Source organism: Methylobacterium durans, from assembly GCF_003173715.1.
Lineage (GTDB): Bacteria > Pseudomonadota > Alphaproteobacteria > Rhizobiales > Beijerinckiaceae > Methylobacterium > Methylobacterium durans.
The window spans coordinates 4475960-4496138 of the sequence record NZ_CP029550.1; the positions used below are offsets into that span (position 1 = coordinate 4475960).

Here is a 20179-nt window from a genome sequence, read left to right on the forward strand (position 1 = left end):
GAGGGGACGATGACCGAGACCAACCTCTCCCGCCGCGCTCTCCTGAAGGGCAGCGCGCTCGTCGTCGGCTTCGCCCTGAGCAGCCCGGTCGCAGCGCTCGCCGCCTCGCCGACCGCCCCCTCGAAGCCGGTCTCGCCCGAGGAGGTCGACGCCTTCCTGGCGCTGAGCCGCGACGGCTTCGCCACCATCTATTCCGGCAAGGTCGATCTCGGCACGGGCGTGCGCACGGCGCTGATCCAGATGGCGGCCGAGGAACTCGACCTGCCCCTCGACCATGTCGGGCTCGTTCAGGGCGACACCGCGCTGACGCCCGATCAGGGCCCGACCTACGGCAGCCTGTCGATCCAGAACGGCGGCATGCAGATCCGCCTCGCCTGCGCGACCGCGCGGCGCCAGATCCTGTCGCTCGCTGCCGAGCGCCTCGGCCGCCGGCGCGAGGATCTGGTGACGGAGGCCGGCCTCGTGCGCCCGAAGGCGGGCGGGGAGGGCATCGCCTACGGCGAGCTCCTCAAGGACGGCCGCTTCTCCCTGAAGGTCGACAAGGACGTCGCGCCGAAGGATCCCGGCAGCTACACGCTCGTCGGCCAGTCCGTGCAGCGCCTCGACATCCCGGAGAAGATCGCGGGCCGCTTCGCCTATATGCAGGATTTCAGGCTGCCCGGCATGCTGCACGGCCGCGTGGTCCGCCCGCCGGCGATCGGCGCGCAGCTCCAGAGCGTCGACGAGGCCTCCGTGCGCGACGTGCCGGGCCTCATCCGCATCGTGCGCGAGGGTAATTTCCTCGGCGTCGTCGCCCGTACCGAGTGGGCGGCGATCAAGGCCGCGCGCCAGATCCAGGCGCATTGGTCGGAGGCCGCGGACCTGCCCGAGCAGGACCGCCTCTGGGACCATGTCCGCGCCACCCGCGTGACCAAGGACGACGTCACCATGAATGTCGGCGACGCCGCGGGCGCGCTGCAGGGCGAGGGCAAGGTCCTCAAGGCCACCTACGACTTCGCCATCCACACCCACGGCTCGATCGGGCCCTCCTGCGCGGTGGCGATGCTGAGCGAGGGCAAGCTCAGCGTCTGGACGGCGTCCCAGATGACGCACGCCCTGAGGAAGCAGCTCTCCGCGATGATGGCGCTGCCCCTCGACGACGTGCGCTGCATCTACATTGAGGGCTCGGGCTGCTACGGCCGCAACGGGCACGAGGACGCGGCGGGCGACGCGGCGCTGCTCGCCCGTGCGGTCGGCCATCCGGTGCGGGTGCAATGGTCGCGAGCCGACGAGCACGGCTGGGACCCGAAAGGTCCGCCGACCCTGATCGATCTCTCGGCCCGCCTCGACGGCGAGGGCAACGTCGCGGCCTGGGCCTCGGAGTTCTTCATCCCCGACGGCGCGGCCGGCAACGTGCCGCTGGTGGCGGCGAGCCTCGCGAACCTCCCGCACGAGACGAACAACGCGCCGGGCAACATCATCCACAATTCGGGGATCCCCTACGCCTTCCCGAACGTCCGCACGGTCTGCCACCGGCTCGCCGAGACGCCTCTGCGACCGTCCTGGATCCGCACGCCGGGGCGGATGCAGAACACCTTCGCCAACGAGGCCTTCCTCGACGAGCTGGCGGCCGCCGCCGGGATCGACCCGCTGGACTTCCGGCTGCGCAGCCTCGGCGACGAGCGCGGCGTGACCGTCCTGAAGCGCGCCGCCGCCCTCGCGGGGTGGGACAGCCGGCCCTCGCCCCACCGGCAGCAGGGCGACACCCTGCGCGGCCGCGGCCTGTCCTACGTGAAGTACGAGCTCTACCGGACCTACGTCGCGGCGGTCGCCGAGGTCGAGGTCGAGCGCGCCACGGGCGCCATCCGGGTCACCCGCTTCTGCGTGGCTCAGGATTGCGGGCAGATCATCAATCCGGACGGGGTGCGCAACCAGATCGAGGGTAACGTCATCCAGACCATGAGCCGCACGCTCAAGGAGGAGGTCACCTTCGACCGCTCCCGCGTGACGAGCCTCGACTGGGAGAGCTACCCGATCCTCACCTTCCCCGAGGTGCCGGAGATCCTGATCGACCTGATCGACCGACCCCGCGACAAGCCCTGGGGCGCGGGCGAGCCCTCCGCCGCGATCGTCCCCTCGGCGATCTCGAACGCCGTCTTCGACGCCACCGGCGCGCGCCTGCGCTCGGTGCCCTTCACGCCGGAAAAGGTGAAGGCGGGCCTGCAGCGCACCTGACGGCCCACCGAGTCGCGCCGCGCGCCCGACGAAGCGGGCGCGGCCCGGTGACGCCCGTCAACGGCAGCGGGAGAAATTCACAAGCTTCGCGCGGCACCGCGGCTGCGCCGTCTCGCCGCAGACGCGACAGGATTGCGCAGGGGCCGCTCGGATCGCGCGGGCTGGCGTCCCTTCGCACCGAGGGGGCGAGCTTGGCCATTTTGCAATGCATCTATTGCCGAATGCTCCCGAACGGACACGTTGCCCAATCCGACTGCATGAGGCTCGACCTTTTCGCATGCCGCGCGCCGCCAGCCGTCTGAAACATGCATCGAACGCATGCAAAGCCGACTTCAAACTGAAAAGTAACTTTGAACGGCAACACTTTCGTTTTGCGTTGCAACATGGCGCACTGCACAGCGATAGACGGTCGATCCCGTTCGAGGGCCTCACCAGGACTTGAACGGGACACGTTTTTGAGGCTCGCAAGCGAGTTGACGGCGGCCAAATTTTTCTTAGAGTTCGTTCAAGCTTCGGTTTCGAGGAGGACGCCAAAGGGATGGCGGCTTCTGGCTCGGTGCCCGTCCGGCACACGATAACCCGCCCGCTACCGGAGCTTCGATCCCTGTCGCAAACAACAGGTCAGGTCTTCTTACGTAATCAGAACGATTGCGCATGAGGACTCTAAGATCTGTCGGAGGAATCCATGAGAGCGGTCCATCTTCTCGCACTCGGTGCTGGCATGGCGGCTGCGGCGCCTGCCATCGCCAACGAAAACCTGATCAAAGAAATCAACAATCCTGCCCAGCAGGTGCTTCAGACGGTTGACTACGCCAACACCCGTTATTCGAAGCTCGACCAGGTCAACGCCGGCAACGTCAAGAACCTCCAGGTCGCCTGGACCTTCTCGACCGGCGTGCTGCGCGGCCACGAGGGCTCCCCGCTCGTCGTCGGCAACATGATGTACGTGCACACCCCGTTCCCGAACATCGTCTACGCCCTCGACCTCGACCACGACGCCAAGATCGCCTGGAAGTACGAGCCCAAGCAGGACCCGTCCGTGATCCCGGTCATGTGCTGTGACACGGTCAACCGCGGCCTGGCCTACGCCGACGGCGCCATCCTGCTGCACCAGGCCGACACGACGCTGGTGTCGCTCGACGCCAAGACCGGAAAGGTCAACTGGTCGGTCGTCAACGGCGACCCGAAGAAGGGCGAGACCAACACCGCGACCGTTCTGCCGGTCAAGGACAAGGTCATCGTCGGCATCTCGGGCGGCGAGTTCGGCGTGAACTGCCACGTCACCGCCTACGATCTCAAGTCCGGCAAGAAGGTGTGGCGCGGCCACTCCCAGGGCCCGGACGCCGACATGATCATGGATCCCGAGAAGACCACCTCGCTCGGCAAGCCGGTCGGCAAGGATTCCTCGCTGAAGACCTGGGAAGGCGATCAGTGGAAGACCGGCGGCGGCTGCACCTGGGGCTGGTTCTCCTACGACCCGAAGCTCGACCTGATGTATTACGGCTCGGGCAACCCCTCGACCTGGAACCCGAAGCAGCGTCCGGGCGACAACAAGTGGTCCATGACCATCTGGGCGCGTAACCCGGATACCGGCATGGTCAAGTGGGTCTACCAGATGACCCCGCACGACGAGTGGGACTACGACGGCATCAACGAGATGATCCTCTCCGACCAGAAGGTCGGCGACAAAGAGCGTCCGCTGCTGACCCACTTCGACCGCAACGGCTTCGGCTACACCCTCGATCGCGCGACCGGCGAGCTTCTCGTCGCCGAGAAGTACGATCCGGTGGTGAACTGGGCCACCAAGGTCGACATGGAGAAGGGTTCGAAGACCTACGGCCGTCCGCTGGTCGTGTCGAAGTACTCGACCGAGCAGAACGGCGAGGACGTGAACTCGAAGGGCATCTGCCCGGCCGCCCTCGGCTCGAAGGATCAGCAGCCCGCTGCCTACTCGCCGAAGACGCAGCTCTTCTACGTTCCCACCAACCACGTCTGCATGGATTACGAGCCCTTCAAGGTGTCCTACACCCGGGCCAGCCCTATGTCGGCGCGACCCTGTCGATGTACCCCGCCCCGAACTCGCACGGCGGCATGGGTAACTTCATCGCCTGGGACGGCGTGGCGGGTAAGATCAAGTGGTCGAACCCCGAGCAGTTCTCGGTGTGGTCGGGCGCGCTCGCCACCGCCGGTGACGTGGTCTTCTACGGCACGCTGGAAGGCTACCTGAAGGCGGTCGACTCGAAGTCGGGCAAGGAACTGTACAAGTTCAAGACCCCGTCGGGCATCATCGGCAACGTGATGACCTACCAGCACAAGGGCAAGCAGTACATCGGCGTCCTGTCGGGCGTCGGCGGCTGGGCCGGCATCGGCCTCGCGGCCGGCCTGACCGACCCGAATGCCGGTCTCGGCGCGGTCGGCGGCTACGCCGCCCTGTCGAACTACACCAACCTCGGCGGTCAGCTGACCGTCTTCACGCTGCCGAACTAATCGGTCGCAGAGGAACCGCACGAAAGGGGTGCCGGCGCGGGTTTCCGCGCCGGCATCCTTATGATTTAGATGTCTTGTAAGAAGGAAGAGCGGCCGGGCATCCAACCGGTCCGGCCGGGTGTCTCAGGGAGAAACGTCTCTTGCATTACCTCAGCAATACCATCCTGCGGCCCGCCGTGGCTGCCCTCGCCCTAGTGACCGTCGCCGTGGTCGCCGTACATGCTGAGGATGCCAAGCCCGCCGCCAACGCTCCTGCCGATCCTGCCCTCGCCAACTCCCTGAATCCAAACGACAAGGAGAAGGACGAGAAGCTGCTGGCCCGCGACGCCGCCGTGAAGGTGGACGACGGCAAGTACCTCGACAGCATGGGCCACCCGACCTTCCGGGTCACCAACGAGGGCAAGAAAGTCGACTGGTACCTGTATTCCGGATACCGCCGCTATCACGCGGAGTGCCACGTCTGCCACGGCCCGGACGCCATGGGCTCGACCTACGCGCCCGCCCTCAAGGACTCACTGAAGCGCCTCTCCTACGAGGAGTTCATCGGCATCCTCGCCGGCGGCAAGCGCGACACCGAGGCGGGCCAGGAGAAGGTCATGCCGGCCTTCGGCGATAACAAGAACGTGATGTGCTACGCCGACGACCTCTACGTCTACCTGAAGGCCCGCGCCGCGGGCGCCTGGGGCCGCGCCCGTCCGGGCGAGAAGGAAGAGAAGCCCGAGGCCGTCAAGACGACCGAGAAGGAGTGCCTGGGCGGCTGATGTCCCGCTCACGCACGCTTCTCGCTGCGACGTTCGCGCTCCTGCTGATCCCGGCAGGAGCGCGGCACGCCACCGCGCAGCACCTGCCCGACCTCGTCACGACGGATGTGCTGCGCGTCTGCGGCGACCCGGGCAACATGCCGTTCTCCCAGCGCAAGGAGGACGGATTCGAGAACAAGATCGCCGCGATCGTCGCGGACGAACTCAAGGTGAAGGTCCGCTATTACTGGCTGACGCAGGGGCCGGGCTTCGTCCGGAACACCCTCGGCACCGGCCTGTGCGACCTCATCATCGGCTCCGCCTCCGGCGCCGAGCTCGTGCAGAACACCAACCCCTATTACCGCTCGGCCTACACGCTGGTCTCGCGCAAGGGCGACCTCACGGGCGTGACGCGCCTCGACGACCCGCAGCTCAAGGGCAAGTCGATCGGCGTGATCGCCGGCACGCCGCCGGTGAGCCGGATGGGGGAGCTCGGCCTCGTCAGCGCGATGAAGGCCTACGCGCCCTACCAGCTCGATCCCGGGCGCAAGAACCAGACGGTCGCGGCCGAGATCATCGCGGACCTCGCCGAGAAGAAGCTCGACGCCGCCGTCCTGTGGGGTCCGGCGGCCGGATGGCTCGCCAAGCAGAGCGGCGTCGAGATGGACGTGGTGCCGCTGCTGCAGGAGCCCGACCGTCCGGCGCTCATCTTCCGCATCTCGATGGGGGTGCGGCACGAGGAGAACGACTGGAAGCGGAGCCTCAACACCATCCTGCGCAAGCGCCGGGCCGACATCGAGCAGGTGCTGCGCGACTATCACGTGCCCCTCCTGCAGGAGGAGGAGAACAAGCTCCTCCAGCCGGAGAAGAACTGAAGGACGGGAGGGCCGGAACCGTGTTCCGGCCCTTCGCACATCCGGCTCCGGTCAGACCCGATCGATTCCGGTCGCGTCGAGCTTCGCCAGCGCCTCGGCCACCGTCTCCCCGCCGATGACGAGGTCGGGTGCGATCTCGGCGAGCGGCACGAGCACGAAGGCGCGCTCGCGGACGTAGCGATGCGGCAGGACGAGGCGCTCGTCCGAGACCTCGGCGCCCGCGTAGGACAGGACGTCGATGTCGATGACGCGCGGCCCCCAGCGGCGTTCGCGCACCCGCCCGAGCGTGGCCTCGGTGGCGAGGCAGGCCTCCAGCAGGTCGTGCGGGCTCAGGTCGGTCTCGATGCCGATCGCAGCATTGAGGAACCAGTCCTGGTCGGTGTCGCCCCAGGGCGGCGTGCGGTAATCCCCGGAGCGCGCCGTGATCCGGATGCCGGGCCGCGCGCGCAGGCCCTCGACGGCGGCGGCGAGGTTTTCCGCCTTGTCACCGATATTGCTACCGAGCCCGAGATAGGCCTGATGGTTCATGGAACCGCCCTTGCGCGGGTGATCTCGATGCTGACGCCGTCGATCACCGCGGGCACCGGCGCGCTCGGCTTGTCGACCCGCACCGTGATCGACTGGAGACGCGAGAAGCGGCCGAGGCACGCCTCGGCGATCGCCTCGGCCAGCGCCTCGATCAGGGCGAAGCGCCGTCCCGTCGCGATCCCGACCGCGATCTCGGTGAGGTCCGCGTAGCTGACGGTCTGGTCGACCGCGTCCGAGCGGCCGGCGGCACCGAGTTCGAGGCCGGCATCAAGGGAGATGTAGAAGCGCTGCCCGAGCCGCGCCTCCTCCTCCAGCAGGCCGTGATAGGCGTAGACCGCGATGCGGTGGACGAGGATGCGGTCCGCCATCAGGTCCGGTCCGGCCGCATCACCGCGTCGACCACCCGCATCGCGTCGATATGGGCTGCCACGTCGTGCACCCGGACGATGTCGGCCCCGAGGGTGCCGGCGAGGACATGCGCCGCGATCGAGCCGTGCAGCCGGTCGACCGGTCGCGTCTCGCGGTCGTGCAGCCGCCCGAGGAGCGATTTGCGCGAGACGCCGACGAGAAGCGGGAAGCCGAGCGCCCGGATCTCGGGCAGGCGCCGCAGGGCTTCGAGATGCTGCTCCCAGCTCTTGCCGAAGCCGATGCCCGGATCGAGCACGATGTCGGCGTCCGGGATGCCGGCGCGGCGGGCGATGTCGAGGGAGCGCTCGAAGAAGCGGCGCATGTCGTCGACGATGTCGAGGCCGGGGTCGATCGTCTCGCGGTTGTGCATGGCGATGACGGGCGCGCCGTGCGTGGCCGCGACGCGGGCGATGTCGGGTTCCCGCTGAAGGCCCCAGACGTCGTTGACGATCCGGGCGCCGGCCCGCAGCGCGACCTCGGCGGTTGAGGCCTTGTAGGTGTCGATCGAGATCGGGACCGGGAGGCGGGCGGCGAGCGCCCGGATCACGGGCAGGACGCGACCCTGCTCCTCCTCGGCCGGGACGGGCGAGTGGCCCGGCCGGGTCGATTCGCCGCCGATGTCGACGAGGGCGGCCCCGTCCGCGACCAGGGTTTCGGCCTGCGCACGCGCCGCGGCCTCACCGAGGAAGAGGCCGCCATCCGAGAACGAGTCCGGGGTGACGTTGAGGATGCCCATCACGAGCGTCTGCCGGCCGAGGCCGGGCAGCAGGCGGGCGAGGGTGGAGGGTGTGTCGCTCACGGAAAACGCGCAAGGCCCTGCGGGCGGGGCGTCGCGGCCCCGGAAGGGCCCGGGTTTGGACGAAAGCGGGCGGGGAGGCAACGGGGGCAGGCGCCGGTGGAGGCTGCCCACCCCCGAGGCGGAGGAGGATATCGCCCGGCTCAGCCGCGGAAGCAGCGGATCTCCGCCTCGGCCTGGGCGCGGCGAAGATCCGCGACCTTGTCGTCGAACATCTTGGTCGAGCGGAACTCGTTCGAGCGCTGGCCGATGCCCTGGCGCATGGAGAGGATCGTGCTCGCCTGCACGTACTTGTCGTAGGGCAGAATCGAGGCGAGGGCGTCGAGGGAGCAGGAGCAGCGCTGCAGCGCCTCTCGGGTCTGCCCGTTCGCCGCCATGCACCCGAACACGTAATCGACGCGCGCCTCGGTCGGATAGTCGTTCTCGAGGTCCGGCGCCGCGAGCCCGGGCCCGACGAGGGACGCGAGCACGAGCCCCGCGAGCGCGCCGCGCTCAGCCAGCCTTCTGATCATAGCTCAACCGTTCCTCGAGGAGTTCGCCGCCCTCGGCGTTCTTGGACTGGGCCTCGATCGAGACCAGCTCGCCCGGCACGGCGGGCGAGGTGACGAAGGTGTAGGTCATGTTGGCCATGCCGCGCATCCGTTCGGCGAGCTTGTCGCCCTCGAAGGGCTTGGTCTCGACGCGCCAAGCGTCGACGTCCTTGCCCTGATAGGTGACCTTCGTCGGGGTGACCGTCGCGCCGTCGCGCAGGCCCTTGCGGATCGCGTTCTTGAGGTAGCGCGGGTTCGCCTCCAGCACCTTGGCGAGCGCCATCAGGTGGTGCTCCAGGAAGAGCGTCATCACGGGATTGCCCGGCATGTCCTCGAAGGGACCGGCCGGAAAGCGGTTCTGGCCCGAGAACATCTCGACGCGGATGGTGCGGTCGTCGGCGCCCTTGCCCGGCTCGAGCTTCAGCTTGATCGTGTCGTTGAGCGGCGGCCCGAACGGACCCTTCGCGATGCCGGAGCGACGGAGGTAATCGTAGGTGAGCGTCGTGCCGGGCGTGGTGTTCCGCATCTGCGGCTGCTCGAAGAGCAGGTCGGCGGCGGCCGGGGGGCCTCCCGCCTTGACCGTCCCGGCAGCGGGCGCCTCGGACGGCGCGGTCTGCGCGAGCACCGGCGCGGCGAGCAGGACGAGACAGGCCGCAATCGTCAGAATCCTCACAGCTTCGCTTCCTCCTTCAGCGGCGACCGGACGTTGCTGCCGATCGTCCGATAGACGTAGTCCGGCGGGTTCTCCGCCGCCTCCTCCGCCGCCAGTGCCCGCACCTTGGCGTGCAGCGGCGAGAGCGAGCAGGCCGGGTCGGTGGCCGCCGCGTCGCCCGCCAGCGCGAGCGCCTGGCAGCGGCAGCCACCCCAATCCTTCTCCCGGCGATCGCAGGAGCGGCAGGGCTCCTGCATCCACTTGGTGCCGCGATAGGCGGTGAAGGCGGGGGAGTTCGCCCAGATGTCGCCCAGCGAATGCTCCGTCACGTACCAGAACTCAAGCTGCGAAATCGTCTCGGCCGCGTGGCAGGGCAGCACTTTCCCCTGCGGCGTGACGTTCATCAGCTTGCGCCCCCAGCCGCCGGCGCAGGCCTTGGGGTATTTCGCGTAGTAATCCGGCACCACGAGGTCGATCACGAGCTGGCCCTTCAGCCGCTCGCGCGCCGCCTCGACGATGCGGATCGAGGCGTCGACGTCGGCCTTGTTCGGCATCAGGGAGGCGCGGTTCACGTAGGCCCAGCCGTAATACTGGGTGTGGGCCACTTCGAGCCGCTTGGCGCCGAGCTTCACCGCGAGGTCGATGAAGCCCTCGACCTCGTGGATGTTGCCGCGGTGGATGACCGAGTTCAGGGTCAGCGGCAGGCCGAGCGCGGTCACCTTCTCGGCAAAGAGCATCTTCTGCGGCTGCGCGTTCTTGAGGCCGCCGATCTTCTCGGCGTTCTGCGCGTCGACGCCCTGGACCGAGAGCTGCACGTGATCGAGCCCGACGTCGTAGAGGGCCTGCAGCTTGTCGAGCGCCCCGCCGACGCCCGAGGTGATCAGGTTCGAGTAGAGGCCGAGCTTCGCGCAGGTCTCGGTGATCTCGACGATGTCGTTGCGGGCCGTCGGCTCGCCGCCGGAGAGGTGGACATGGAGCACGCCGAGCGCGGCCGCCTCCGTCAGCACCCGCTGCCAGGTCTCGGTATCAAGCTCGCGCGAGCGGCGATCGAGTTCCAGAGGGTTCGAGCAGTAGGGGCAGCGCAGGGGACAGCGGTGGGTCAGCTCGGCCAAGAGCCCGACCGGGGCAGGGACCGCTTGGCGGCTCGGCGTGATCGCGTTCATCGCTCCAGCACCCTCTTGGTCGCGAGGTCGTTGAGCATCACCAGAATGTCGGCCTCGATCAGCTTCGGGTCGGCGGCGTAGGTCTCGCCGAGCTTGACCGCGATGTCGGTGACCGTGCGGCTGCCGTCGACGAGGCTGAGGACGGCGACCGCGTTGTCGTCGAGATCGAAGGTCCGCTCGGGCGCGAGCAGGACGTGCTTCTGGCGCGTCTCGTCGAAGCGCAGACGTACGCCACGGGGCAGGCGCGGAACGTCGCCGGCCTCGACCTTGCCGGTGCCGGCGGCCCGCGTCACGGCCAGCTCGGCCACCAGCCCCTCGCCGGGGCGCCACGCATCCGGCGGCACCATGCCGGGCGCCACGTAGGCGAAGTAGAGGGCGTCGAGCTGCGTCCAGAGGACGTTGCACTTGAAGGTCAGCGCCGCCATCGCCTGCCGCTGCAGGGCCGGGGTGGTGGCGTGCTGCTTCACGTAGTCGAGGGCGAAGTCGGCGTCGCGCGGGGCCTGGGTGAGGCGCTTGTCGAAATAGGCGAGCGTGTCCTTCGTGATGAAGTCGTAGTTCTTCAGCATGCCGGCGACGCGCTCGGAGATGATCGTCGGCGAGAACATCTCGGTGAGCGAGGAGGCGATCGCCTCGAGGAGCGAGCGCTCGGAGACGAAATGCACGTAGGCATCGACCGAGAAGCGGGTCGCCGAGAGGATGCCCTTGGTGGAGAGCACGTATTCGCGCCCGAAGCCGACGCCCTCGGCGAGCTTCAGCCAGCGCTCGATGCCGCCGTCGCCCGGATGGTCACCGTCGTGATCGACGATGCGCTGGCGCCAGACCCGGCGCAGCGACGCGTCGGTCATGCGGGCGAGGACGGCCGCGTCCTTCACCGGGATCATCGCCTGGTAATAGTAGCGGTTCAGCGCCCAGGCCCGGACCTGATCCTTGTTCAACTTGCCATCGTGAAGAAGGCGATGGAACGGGTGCAGGTTGTGGTAGCGCCGGGCACCGATGTCGCGGAGCGCCGCCTCCAGCTCCTCGGGGCTGAGCAGCCGCTGGGTCTCGTCGGCAGCGGGGGTCGGGAAGGCTGCGGTCATGGCGTGTCCAAGCGTCCGTCTTCGAGTCGCGTTTCCTGGAACGGTTTTTAGATGGGGCGGGGCGAGCCGATGAGCCACCGCCTCATCCGCGCGATTATATCGCGTCCAATATAAACCCGATGCACTAAACTTCCAATCCGGCCCCGGGCCGGAGGCGGTCAGAGCGTCAGGGACAGCCCGTCATGGCCCACCGTCCAGCCGGCGGATTCGACGTCTGCGCGCTCGGGCGAGCCCTCGACCAGGACCGGGTTGGTGTTGTTGATGTGCACGAACAGGCGCCGGCCGATGCTCACGTCGGCGAGCGCCTCGACCGAGCCGTTCTCGCCCCGCATCGGCACGTGGCCCATCCGCCAGCCCGTCTTGGTGCCGACGCCGGCCCGGATCATGTCGTCGTCGTGCAGCACGGTGCCGTCGAACAGGAGCGCGTCGACGCCCGAGATGCGCGCCTTCAGCGCCTCGGTGACGCGGGCGCAACCCGGGATGTAGGCGAGGCGCCGGCCCCCCGCCTCGATCATGGCGCCGACCGTGGTCTCGGTCTCGGCCCCGATCTGAAGGCTCTCGTCCTCCAGCCAGAGCGGCACCTTGCCGGGCACGGCGAAGAGGGTGACGGAGAGGCCCGGCACGGGCTCGAAGGTCTCGTCGAGGGAGATCGCCCTGCGCGCGACGGTTTCGGCCGCCATCACGTCGAAGACGCGGTTGTCGTTGACCGAGCCGAGGATGCCCTGCGTGCCATAGAGGGTGAAAGGCTGGCCCTCGCGCAGGGTCAGCAGGCCGGCCACGTGATCGACGTCGCCGTTCGTAAGCAGGACGGCGCGGATCGGCGAGTGGCGCAGGCCCTCGCGCGGGTGCAGCACGGGATTGTCAAAGAGTTGCTGCCGGATGTCCGGCGAGGCGTTCACCAGGAGCCAGTTATCGCCGTCCGGAGAGACCGCGATGCTCGACTGGGTGCGCGGCCTGACGCGCTCCGGCTCGCTTCGCGCGAGCGTGCAGATCGGGCAGCGGCAATTCCACTGCGGAAGCCCGCCACCGGCAGCCGAACCGAGGATCACGACACGCATGGAAAGCTCTCACGCAGCCTGCGACCCTCGGTCCGGCGAACCACCTTAGTGGAAGGTGTCGATCTCGGCCGACTCGTAGCTCGTGACTTCCATGCCGACGCAGATCTCGGAAACGACGGGGGCTGCCCACTTCATGGTGTTTCTCCAGATTTTCTCGATCGCCAGTCGCATCGGCAAACCTCCTTAAGAGGATCCTAAGATACTGACGGCGCAGTGATTTCTGCTGCGCGAGCTATATCGGCAATTCCGGCCGACTCTTCAAGCGCTAAATTGCCAGATGCTCCCAGAAATGCGCTGCCGCGAGGCCGCGAGGCTCAATGTCGGTAGTCTTGCCCGCGGAGGTCGAGCATGAAGCCGCGGCCCCGCACGGTGACGAGGATCGGGCCGCCGAACCGCACGAAATCGGCCATCTTCGAGCGGAGGTAACCCACGTAGACATCGACGACATTCAGCGAGAGCCCGCCCTGGCTCGCCCAGAGCTTGTCGAAGATGTCGCCGCGCGAGACCGGCTTGTTCGCCTGGTCCATCAGCATGGCGAGAAGCTCCGCCTCGCGCGGCGTGAGGCGTGCTGACGCATCCCCGAAATTCATCTGCCTCGTGTTGAGATCCAGGGTGAGCTTGCCGGCCGTGACGATGGTGCGCGGCTCATCCGATTCCTTGCGGCGCAGGAGGTGGGTGCGCAGCCGCGCCACCAGCTCGTCGAAGACGAACGGCTTCACGATGTAGTCATCGGCACCGAGCGCCAGCCCCTCGGCGCGGTCGCGCACCTCGTCCCGGGCGCTGAGGAACAGGATCGGGCCCGGATATCCGCCCTCGCGCAGGGAACGGCAGACGTCGTGGCCGGAGCCGTCCGGCAGGGTGATGTCGAGGACGACCGCCTCCGGCGCGTCGTCCCGGGCGGCGGTCAGGGCGTCGCCGACACATCCTGCCATTCCGACGGAGAAACCCTCGGCCTCCAGGCCGCGGGCCAGCATGGCGCGGATGTCGCTGTCATCCTCGACGATCAGTACCCGCGTCATGCGGCGCTCTCCCGTGTGTCCCGCCCCTGATTCTCGAGATCGGCGAGGTCGAGGGAAGGCAGGGTCAGCGTCACCCGCGCGCCCCGTCCACCCTCGCCCCGCCCGAGGCGGATCGTCCCATCATGGTGCTCAATCACCCAGCGCGCCAGTGCCAAGCCGATGCCGAAGCCCGTCTCGGCCGGACGGTCGCCCCGCCGGAAGCGCTCGAACAGCTCGGCCTCCGACGCGCCGAAGCCCGGCCCGTCGTCGCTGATCGTGATGGTGGCTGCGCCGGGCGCGGCCACCTCGGCGCGCAGGGCGACCGCGACCCGGGTCGCGCCGGCGGCGTGACGCAGGGCGTTGTCGATCAGGCTCTCGACCACCTGCCGCAGCCATTCGCGGTCGGCCAGCACCTCGCAGTCCCGCGCGCCGGGCTCCAGATCGAGAGCGACGCGGCGGCGGGCGGCCTCGGAGGTCGCGTTGTCCACGGCCTCGGCGAGGATCGAGACGGCGCTGACGGCCCGGCGATCCAGCTCGATCTGGCCCGATTCGGAGCGGGCAACCCGCAGCAGATCCTCCACCCGCAGCTTCAGGCGCTGGGCCCGCTTGCGGATGGTGGCGAAGACCGGCCCGAAATCGACGCTGCGCCCCGCCTGCCGGGCGGCGAGGTCGCACTCGCCGAGGATCACGGTGAGCGGCGTGCGCAACTCGTGGCTGACATCGGCGAAGAAGCGGCGGCGGGACCGGTCGACCGCCTCCAGCCGCGCGTTCGCGGCGCGCAGGTCCGCGGTGCGGGCCTCGACCGTGTCCTCGAGCGCCGCCCGGTCGGCCGCGAGGCGCCCCTCGCGGCGGGACAGGCGGGCGGCCATGCGGTTGAAGTTGGCGACCAGCAGGCCGAGCTCGTCGCGGGTCGCCACGGAGAGCCGGGTGTCGAGCTCGCCCCCGCCCACAGCGCCGGCGGCCTTCCGGATCGCGGCGATGCGCGCGAGCGTCGGACGCGTGACCGAGCGGTAGAGCACGAACACGATTCCGAAGGCGACGAGCACGGCCGCCCCGGCGGCGAGGCGCAGGCGCTGCGACAGCGCGCGGGCCTGCTCGGAGCCGAGCACCATGGTGCGCCGCTCGGCCTCGATCAGGAAGGAGAGGGGCTGGCCCGTCATGGCGCCGAAGCCGTTGAGGGCGCCCTTGATGCCGTTCTTGCGCGCCTCCGGATCGAGCTGCCGCTCGATCTGGGAGACCTGCCGGTCGAGGATGACGCGGGCGGCGCGGATCTGCGACATCGGCCGGGTGCGGGCCGCGTATTGCGTCCGGTCGAGCGGGTCGCTGGTGGCGACGATCGTGGCGGCGAGCGCCTCGTCGACGGCGGTCAGGGCCCTGTCGACGTTGGTGCGGGCGATCGAGAAGGCTTCCGGCTGCGCCTCGGAGCCGCCCACCGTCTCAAGGGCGGCGAGGCCGAACTGGGTCAGCCGGCCGGACAGCTCCGCGAGGAGTTCGAGCCGGTGCTGGGCGGCGAGCGTCCGGTCGAGTGTGCTCTCGGTAGCGGCGATCGACCAGAGCGCCCCGGCCGCCGCGAGGACGACGAGCAGCGCGGAGCTGCCGAGCAGCAGCGCGAAACGGACCTTGAGCGAGCGCATCGACCCCGTACCCCGCCGCCCGGGCCTCGTGGCCGGCGGCGCGGCCGGAGAGTGTCACCGACGCCGTGCGAGGCCAAGGGGGTGGTACATGAGGGTGGAGAAGGAGGCGGCGAGCGATGCTCGCGCGACGACATGCGCTGGATTCGAGAACGTCTCACAGATCCTTCGGCTGGCTGCCGCGGGCCGCGCAGCGCCAGCGCTCGACGTGCCACTCCGGGTGGGCCGCCTGCCAGGTCGCCAGGGCGCTCTGCGAGTTGCGCAGGCAGATGAACGGGTTCGACGCCTCGTAGGACAGGTCGATCTTGTCCTCGCGGCAGGTGGTCGGCTGCGCCAGCAGACAGATCGAGAGCAGGATCATCATGGGCCGGGCCTCGTCGTGGGCAGAGGGAACCCGATGGTCCCGCACTTCCCGCGAAGCCGGCTCAGGTTCTGCCGCCCATACATGAGGCGGCCGGGCGTGCCGGCCAGCCCCAGCGGCATGGCGACAGCGCCTACGAAGCCGCCCAGATCTCGCCCTTGCCGAGCGTCGCGAGGTCGCCCGAGTAGCGCTTCAGCGTGCCGGCCGCGAGGTCGGCATGGGCCGGGCTCACCCCCGCAGGGAGCGCGCGAGGAGGCGCAGGAAGACGAGGTCGTGGCTGCCCGTCTCGACGAAGGTCGGGCTCATCGCGCCGTGGCTTCCGACCAGCAGCGTGCCGCGGCGCATGCCGAAGCCCGGATGATCGCCGACGGCGAGCGCCGCGATCGTGCCCGCGATCATGCGCGCGCCGGCATGCGCCCCCGCCTCGCCCGCGACGAGGAGGCCGCGCCGCATCCGGTCGCCGAGACCGTCGCCGGCCCGGCCCTTGATGACCAGGGTCGCCCCGTCGAGGCCGGCCTTGGCCGCGTAGACCGCGCCGCCTGCGTGGTCGCCGGCATCGCCCTCGATCGTGATCGTGCCGCCCGTGGCGCCGCTGCCCGCGAAGGGGCCGGCATTGCCCGAGACGAGGAGGCTCCCGCCCGCCATGCCCTCGCCGAGGCGCTGGCCGACATCGCCCGCGACCCGGATCGTGCCCGCGGAGAGGGCGGCGCCGACCCGGTCGAGCCGCTCCGAGCCGCCCTCGATCGTGAGCGTGTCGGAGCCGTCGAGCGTCACCGAGAAGCAGTCGCCGAGGCTGAGACCCCGGCGGCTGGTGCCGACGGGCAGCTTGGCCACCTCGATCTCGGACAGCTTCGCGAGGGCGAGCGGGGTGATATTGCGGAAGTCGAGGCGCTCGGGCGGGGCCTCGCGCAAGGTCAGGACGCTCATGCTGCACCCGGTTTCGTGAGGAGGTCCCGGAGGTGGTAATGGTGGCGCCCGAGATTGCCGCCGTAATTGCCGGCCGTGACCGCCACGAGCCCGTGGCTCGCGCCCACCTCGGTCGCCGCGTGGAGCGCCGCCCGCATCGACTCGGCGACCCCCTGCGAGGTGAGGGCGTCGATCACGATCTCCAGCACCACGCCGCATTCGGGCGGCAGCGCCGAGCCGGCCCGACCTTTCAGCGTCGGGCAGTAGGCGTCGTTGGTCGAGGCCATCATGCCCTTGGTGCGGCCGCCGACCTTCGAGCCGGAGCGCACGACACCGCCGGGGAAGGGCAGGATCGCGCCCGGCACGGACCTGGCCGCCTCCACCGCGATCTCGGCGACCTTCAGCGTGTCCGCGTGCTTGCGGCCGAGGAACAGGAGGTTGCCGCCGCCGACCGCGCCGTCGACCGCGCGGGTCGAATCCTCGCACAGGAACTCGCCGTCCATGACGGGGATGCGCCAGAACCGGCGCACCTTGCCCTGCGCGTCGGTGAGGCGCTTGGCCACCGCGAAGCCGTCGCCGAAATAGCGGATCGCGCCGCCGAGCTTGATCTTGGTCGGCCCCTCGACCCCCGCGTAGCAGGCGGTTCCGGGGCAGGTGAGGATGCACTGGCCGACGCGCTTGAGGAGCTGCTCCTTGAGCCCGTTCGGTTCGAAGCCGAACAGCAGGATGCGCACGCCCGGGCGCCCGTCCGGGGTCTCCTCGGGGGAGAGCTCGGCGTCGATGCCGGCCTCGGCGCCGCAGCCGATCACCGAGGTGGCGAAGCCCGTCATCACGGTGGCGGCGATCATCGCCCATTTGGGCGTGTCGTTGGTGACGACGATCGCGGTGCCGGCCACGTCGAACGCCTCGGCGAAGGTGTCCTCCACCGGGATGCCGTTGAGGGAGAGGTCAGCCATCGTCAGACTTCGATCCGGTCATGCGGGGTGCGACCGCGCGGGCGGGGCGGGCAGGGGTGGATGTCAGGCGCGGCATGCCACCTCCTCGAAGACGTCCGCGACGGGGAAGGCCGCGTCCGGCACGGCGAAGCTGTCGAGCCCCTGGCCGTAGCGGTCCTGCAGGTAGGCGTCAGTGCGCCGCTCCATCGCCTTGTCGGACTCGACCGTGAGTTCGAGGGTGCGCCCGGCGCGCCAATCGACGATCTCGCCGTCCTCGACGATCGGCACGCCGTCCTTGAGCACGAGCTTCGCCCGCGCGAACATCGCCGTGCGGTCGCGGTCGTCGCGGTAGATCGCGACGTCGGCGCGCGCGCCCTCGCGCAGGTGCCCGCGGTCGGCGAGGCCCAGCAGCTTGGCGGGCCCGGAGCGGGTGAGCTGCGCGATCTCGGAGAGCGTGTACTCGCGCTCGATCCCGGGCAGCGAGGAACGCTCGCCCACCACCTTCGGCAGGGTCGCGATCTCGCGGTCCCGCTCCTCCTTGTCCATCAGGAGATGGATGATGCGCGGGTACTCGGTGAAGGGGCCGCCATTCGGGTGATCGGTGGTCAGGATGGTGCGCTCCGGATCCCCGAGAGCAGCATCAGCTCCAGGCCGATCGCCCATTGGAGCGAGCTTGTCGGGCCCCGCGGCCGGTAGAGGAAGGGCACCACGCCGCCGCCCTCCGCGTCGCCCGCGTTGAGGATCCACTTCTTCGGGTTGGCGCCCTTGCGGCCGGCGAACTGGCGCAGGATGTCGAGGGAGATCGTCACGGTCTGCCCGAACACCACCTGGCCGACGTCGAAGGTCGCGTTCGGGTGGGCCTCCATCGCCCGCGTCAGGCGCTCGGCCGCCGAGCGGAAGCCGCCCGTCATCGGGTTCTCGGGGTCGACCACGCCGTAGGCGTAGAACTGGGCGTGGGCGAAGTGGATGCGCCGCCCCTCTGCCGCCTCCAGCGTCGCCACGAAGGAGTCGTCGGCGCAGGGAAGCCCGAGATTGTTGCAATGGACGTGCAGGGGGTGCGGCACGCCGATTTCCTCGACCGCGTCGAGGAGCGAACTCATGATCTTGCGGGTCGAGAGCCCGTAGGTCGGGATCTCGTCGTCGAGGCTGAGCTTGAGCGCCCCGTCCTTGAAGGCGGAGGCGCCGCCCGCGTTGATGCACTTCACCCCGAGCGCCCGCGAGGTCGCGGTGTTGAGCGCCACGAGGTCGCGCACGGCCGCCTTCCCCTCGCGGTCGCGCAGGAGCTGGAGCAGGTGGTCGTCGTTGCCCATCACGCAGAGCGCGCCCCGGTCGAGGAGCGGGATGTCGGCGAGTTCGAGCTGGGTCGCCAGCGCGTTGACCGGCGGCATCGCCGGCTCGACGGCGGTGGTGTAGCCCATTCGCGCGTAGTTCGCGCCGATCCAGGCGGCCGAGCCGCCCGCATGCGCGAAGGGATGGCCCTCGGGGGCCGCCTCGCTCACGTAGAGATCGGGCATGAGGAGGCGCGAGAGCACGACGTTGCCGCCCGCGATGTGCGAATGGACCTCGACGCCGCCCGCCATCACGACGCAGCCCGCCGCGTCGAACGTGCGGTCGGGCGCGCGCTCGGACGGGGCCACGACGCGGCCGTCCTCGATCCAGACGTCGCCGACGGCGTCGCGGCCGGCCGTCGGATCGACGACCCGTCCACCTGTGATCCGGATCAGCATCAGGCGCCCTTCTGTTCGGTGAGGCGGTCGCGGATGCGGCCGAGCACGTCGGCGGCGCTCGGCGCGCCCGCGGCGGCATCCTTGGCCGCAAAGTACGTCAGGGCGGCGCGGTCCTCGTTCCAGAGCACGCCGTCCGCGCTCTCGCCGGGCACGCCGACCGCGATGACGATCTCGGCCGTGCCCGCCGCGGCCTCGGGGCTGCCCTCGCCGACGAGGGCGATCGCGGGCAGGCTGCCGAGCCAGTCCGGGAGCGGCGCGGGCAGGGCGCCGAGCCAGAGGGCGGCGTCGGCCTCGCCCGAGGCGACCTGGCGGGCGGCGTCGAAGCGCCAGGGATCGTGCTCGGGCTGACCCCGCCCGAAGCCGACGCGGGGCGCCTGCCCCGTCGTCCAGGCCGAGAGCTGCACGACGGCCCGGTCCTGGCCCGGCGCGTCCGACAGGGCGAGCGCGAAGAAGCGCGTCGATTCGTTGATCTCCTTGACGAGGCCCTGGAGCATCTCGACGCCCATCTCGCCGATTTCGGCCGGGTCGTAGAGGGCGACGCCGAACTGCGCCGCGTAGAGACGCTTGGCGAGATCGGTATAGGGCGCCTCGCCGGCCAGATGGCCCTTGGCGAAGGCGCGCAGCTCGGCGATCGAGACCGCGAGGCCGCCGGCCTCCGCCGCGTAGGTCCGCGTCGCCGCGTTCCCCCGGCCGCCGAGGGCGAGGAGGCTGCGCTCGGCACCAGCCGTCCGGCCGCGGCTCGGGCCGGCGGCGGCGATCGCCTTCAGGACCGGGCTCTGCCAGGGCGCCTCGCCGACGACGAGGACGACGTCGGCCCGGCCCACGGCCTCGGCCGGCGTCGTCGTCATGGCGCCCGTGCGGCTGAGCGAGCCGAGTTCGGCATAGGTGCCAGCGGCGCCCGCCGTGTCGACCGAGGCGCCGGCGGCGGCGGCCAGATGATAGGCCGCTCGGATCGCCGCGAGGTCCGCCGACAGGCCGGCCACGACCGGAGCACGTGACGCGGCGAGAAGCGCGGCGGCGGCCCCGATGGCGCTCCCCGCATCCGTCGCGCTCCCCTTCACCCAGGCAGCCATCCGACCTCCCTCGCATTC

Annotated in this window: 17 protein-coding genes and 3 pseudogenes; 4 read left to right on the forward strand and 16 right to left on the reverse strand. The window is 69.8% G+C overall.

Features of this window, described 5'->3' with window-relative positions:
• Positions 1–9: 9 nt before the first annotated feature.
• The 4 genes and pseudogenes from DK389_RS20540 (at position 10) to xoxJ (ending at position 6316) form a co-directional block, all read left to right on the forward strand.
• On the forward strand, positions 10–2214 hold the full coding sequence (locus tag DK389_RS20540; protein WP_109892338.1) for a xanthine dehydrogenase family protein molybdopterin-binding subunit: 2205 nt from the start codon (positions 10–12) through the stop codon (positions 2212–2214).
• A gap of 685 nt (positions 2215–2899) precedes the next feature.
• A pseudogene (gene xoxF1, locus DK389_RS20545) lies at positions 2900–4701 on the forward strand (lanthanide-dependent methanol dehydrogenase XoxF1).
• A gap of 140 nt (positions 4702–4841) precedes the next feature.
• Complete coding sequence (locus DK389_RS20550) at positions 4842–5462, forward strand: c-type cytochrome, methanol metabolism-related (protein ID WP_109892340.1); 621 nt, start codon at positions 4842–4844, stop codon at positions 5460–5462.
• Positions 5462–6316 (forward strand): rare earth element methanol dehydrogenase accessory protein XoxJ, encoded by an 855-nt coding sequence (gene xoxJ / locus DK389_RS20555; protein WP_109892342.1) that lies wholly within the window; start codon positions 5462–5464, stop codon positions 6314–6316. The genes DK389_RS20550 and xoxJ overlap by 1 nt, the downstream gene beginning before the upstream one ends.
• 51 nt (positions 6317–6367) lie before the next feature.
• Here xoxJ and folK read toward each other — a convergent pair whose 3' ends face one another.
• From folK to DK389_RS20635, 16 genes and pseudogenes are all read right to left on the reverse strand, one after another.
• Positions 6368–6844, reverse strand: coding sequence for a 2-amino-4-hydroxy-6-hydroxymethyldihydropteridine diphosphokinase (folK, locus tag DK389_RS20560; protein ID WP_109892344.1), 477 nt, complete (start codon positions 6842–6844; stop codon positions 6368–6370).
• Positions 6841–7212 (reverse strand): dihydroneopterin aldolase, encoded by a 372-nt coding sequence (folB, locus tag DK389_RS20565; RefSeq protein WP_109892346.1) that lies wholly within the window; start codon positions 7210–7212, stop codon positions 6841–6843. The genes folK and folB overlap by 4 nt, the downstream gene beginning before the upstream one ends.
• Positions 7212–7988 (reverse strand): dihydropteroate synthase, encoded by a 777-nt coding sequence (gene folP / locus DK389_RS20570; RefSeq protein ID WP_194075246.1) that lies wholly within the window; start codon positions 7986–7988, stop codon positions 7212–7214. The genes folB and folP overlap by 1 nt, the downstream gene beginning before the upstream one ends.
• Positions 7989–8191: 203 nt before the next feature.
• Positions 8192–8560: a hypothetical protein gene (locus DK389_RS20575; protein ID WP_109892350.1), complete on the reverse strand. Its 369-nt coding sequence runs from the start codon at positions 8558–8560 to the stop codon at positions 8192–8194.
• Positions 8541–9251: a hypothetical protein gene (locus tag DK389_RS20580; protein WP_109892352.1), complete on the reverse strand. Its 711-nt coding sequence runs from the start codon at positions 9249–9251 to the stop codon at positions 8541–8543. Before DK389_RS20580 ends, DK389_RS20575 begins: the two co-directional genes overlap by 20 nt.
• Positions 9248–10393 carry a pyrroloquinoline quinone biosynthesis protein PqqE gene (gene pqqE, locus DK389_RS20585; protein ID WP_109892354.1) on the reverse strand — a complete coding sequence of 382 codons (1146 nt, stop codon included), beginning with the start codon at positions 10391–10393 and terminating at the stop codon, positions 9248–9250. Before pqqE ends, DK389_RS20580 begins: the two co-directional genes overlap by 4 nt.
• Positions 10390–11472: a pyrroloquinoline-quinone synthase PqqC gene (pqqC, locus tag DK389_RS20590; protein ID WP_109892356.1), complete on the reverse strand. Its 1083-nt coding sequence runs from the start codon at positions 11470–11472 to the stop codon at positions 10390–10392. Before pqqC ends, pqqE begins: the two co-directional genes overlap by 4 nt.
• 158 nt (positions 11473–11630) lie before the next feature.
• Positions 11631–12530, reverse strand: coding sequence for a pyrroloquinoline quinone biosynthesis protein PqqB (gene pqqB / locus DK389_RS20595; RefSeq protein WP_109892358.1), 900 nt, complete (start codon positions 12528–12530; stop codon positions 11631–11633).
• A 45-nt stretch (positions 12531–12575) separates the two neighbouring features.
• Complete coding sequence (gene pqqA, locus DK389_RS20600; protein ID WP_109896664.1) at positions 12576–12665, reverse strand: pyrroloquinoline quinone precursor peptide PqqA; 90 nt, start codon at positions 12663–12665, stop codon at positions 12576–12578.
• 179 nt (positions 12666–12844) lie between these two features.
• Complete coding sequence (locus DK389_RS20605) at positions 12845–13549, reverse strand: response regulator transcription factor (protein WP_109892360.1); 705 nt, start codon at positions 13547–13549, stop codon at positions 12845–12847.
• Positions 13546–15162, reverse strand: a complete 1617-nt coding sequence (locus DK389_RS20610; protein WP_109892362.1) for a sensor histidine kinase — start codon at positions 15160–15162, stop codon at positions 13546–13548. Before DK389_RS20610 ends, DK389_RS20605 begins: the two co-directional genes overlap by 4 nt.
• Before the next feature lie 154 nt (positions 15163–15316).
• Positions 15317–15523: a hypothetical protein gene (locus tag DK389_RS20615; RefSeq protein WP_109892364.1), complete on the reverse strand. Its 207-nt coding sequence runs from the start codon at positions 15521–15523 to the stop codon at positions 15317–15319.
• 130 nt (positions 15524–15653) lie between these two features.
• A pseudogene (locus tag DK389_RS20620) lies at positions 15654–16447 on the reverse strand (formylmethanofuran dehydrogenase subunit C).
• Positions 16444–17382, reverse strand: a complete 939-nt coding sequence (fhcD, locus tag DK389_RS20625; RefSeq protein WP_109892366.1) for a formylmethanofuran--tetrahydromethanopterin N-formyltransferase — start codon at positions 17380–17382, stop codon at positions 16444–16446. The pseudogene DK389_RS20620 and the gene fhcD overlap by 4 nt, the downstream one beginning before the upstream one ends.
• A gap of 63 nt (positions 17383–17445) precedes the next feature.
• Positions 17446–19088: pseudogene (locus DK389_RS20630) on the reverse strand (formylmethanofuran dehydrogenase subunit A).
• Positions 19088–20161 carry a molybdopterin-binding domain-containing protein gene (locus DK389_RS20635; protein ID WP_109892368.1) on the reverse strand — a complete coding sequence of 358 codons (1074 nt, stop codon included), beginning with the start codon at positions 20159–20161 and terminating at the stop codon, positions 19088–19090. Before DK389_RS20635 ends, DK389_RS20630 begins: the two are co-directional and overlap by 1 nt.
• Between the last annotated feature and the right edge of the window lie 18 nt (positions 20162–20179).

Bases quoted from the DNA above. Each gene is read 5' to 3' on its own strand.
- DK389_RS20540 (WP_109892338.1), top strand. From the start codon at position 10: ATGACCGAGACCAACCTCTCCCGCCGCGCTCTCCTGAAGGGCAGCGCG.
- xoxJ (WP_109892342.1), top strand. From the start codon at position 5,462: ATGTCCCGCTCACGCACGCTTCTCGCTGCGACGTTCGCGCTCCTGCTG.
- folK (WP_109892344.1), bottom strand. From the start codon at position 6,844: ATGAACCATCAGGCCTATCTCGGGCTCGGTAGCAATATCGGTGACAAG.
- folB (WP_109892346.1), bottom strand. From the start codon at position 7,212: ATGGCGGACCGCATCCTCGTCCACCGCATCGCGGTCTACGCCTATCAC.
- folP (WP_194075246.1), bottom strand. From the start codon at position 7,988: ATGGGCATCCTCAACGTCACCCCGGACTCGTTCTCGGATGGCGGCCTC.
- DK389_RS20575 (WP_109892350.1), bottom strand. From the start codon at position 8,560: ATGATCAGAAGGCTGGCTGAGCGCGGCGCGCTCGCGGGGCTCGTGCTC.
- pqqE (WP_109892354.1), bottom strand. From the start codon at position 10,393: ATGAACGCGATCACGCCGAGCCGCCAAGCGGTCCCTGCCCCGGTCGGG.
- pqqC (WP_109892356.1), bottom strand. From the start codon at position 11,472: ATGACCGCAGCCTTCCCGACCCCCGCTGCCGACGAGACCCAGCGGCTG.
- pqqB (WP_109892358.1), bottom strand. From the start codon at position 12,530: ATGCGTGTCGTGATCCTCGGTTCGGCTGCCGGTGGCGGGCTTCCGCAG.
- pqqA (WP_109896664.1), bottom strand. From the start codon at position 12,665: ATGAAGTGGGCAGCCCCCGTCGTTTCCGAGATCTGCGTCGGCATGGAA.
- DK389_RS20605 (WP_109892360.1), bottom strand. From the start codon at position 13,549: ATGACGCGGGTACTGATCGTCGAGGATGACAGCGACATCCGCGCCATG.
- DK389_RS20610 (WP_109892362.1), bottom strand. From the start codon at position 15,162: ATGCGCTCGCTCAAGGTCCGTTTCGCGCTGCTGCTCGGCAGCTCCGCG.
- DK389_RS20615 (WP_109892364.1), bottom strand. From the start codon at position 15,523: ATGATGATCCTGCTCTCGATCTGTCTGCTGGCGCAGCCGACCACCTGC.
- fhcD (WP_109892366.1), bottom strand. From the start codon at position 17,382: ATGGCTGACCTCTCCCTCAACGGCATCCCGGTGGAGGACACCTTCGCC.
- DK389_RS20635 (WP_109892368.1), bottom strand. From the start codon at position 20,161: ATGGCTGCCTGGGTGAAGGGGAGCGCGACGGATGCGGGGAGCGCCATC.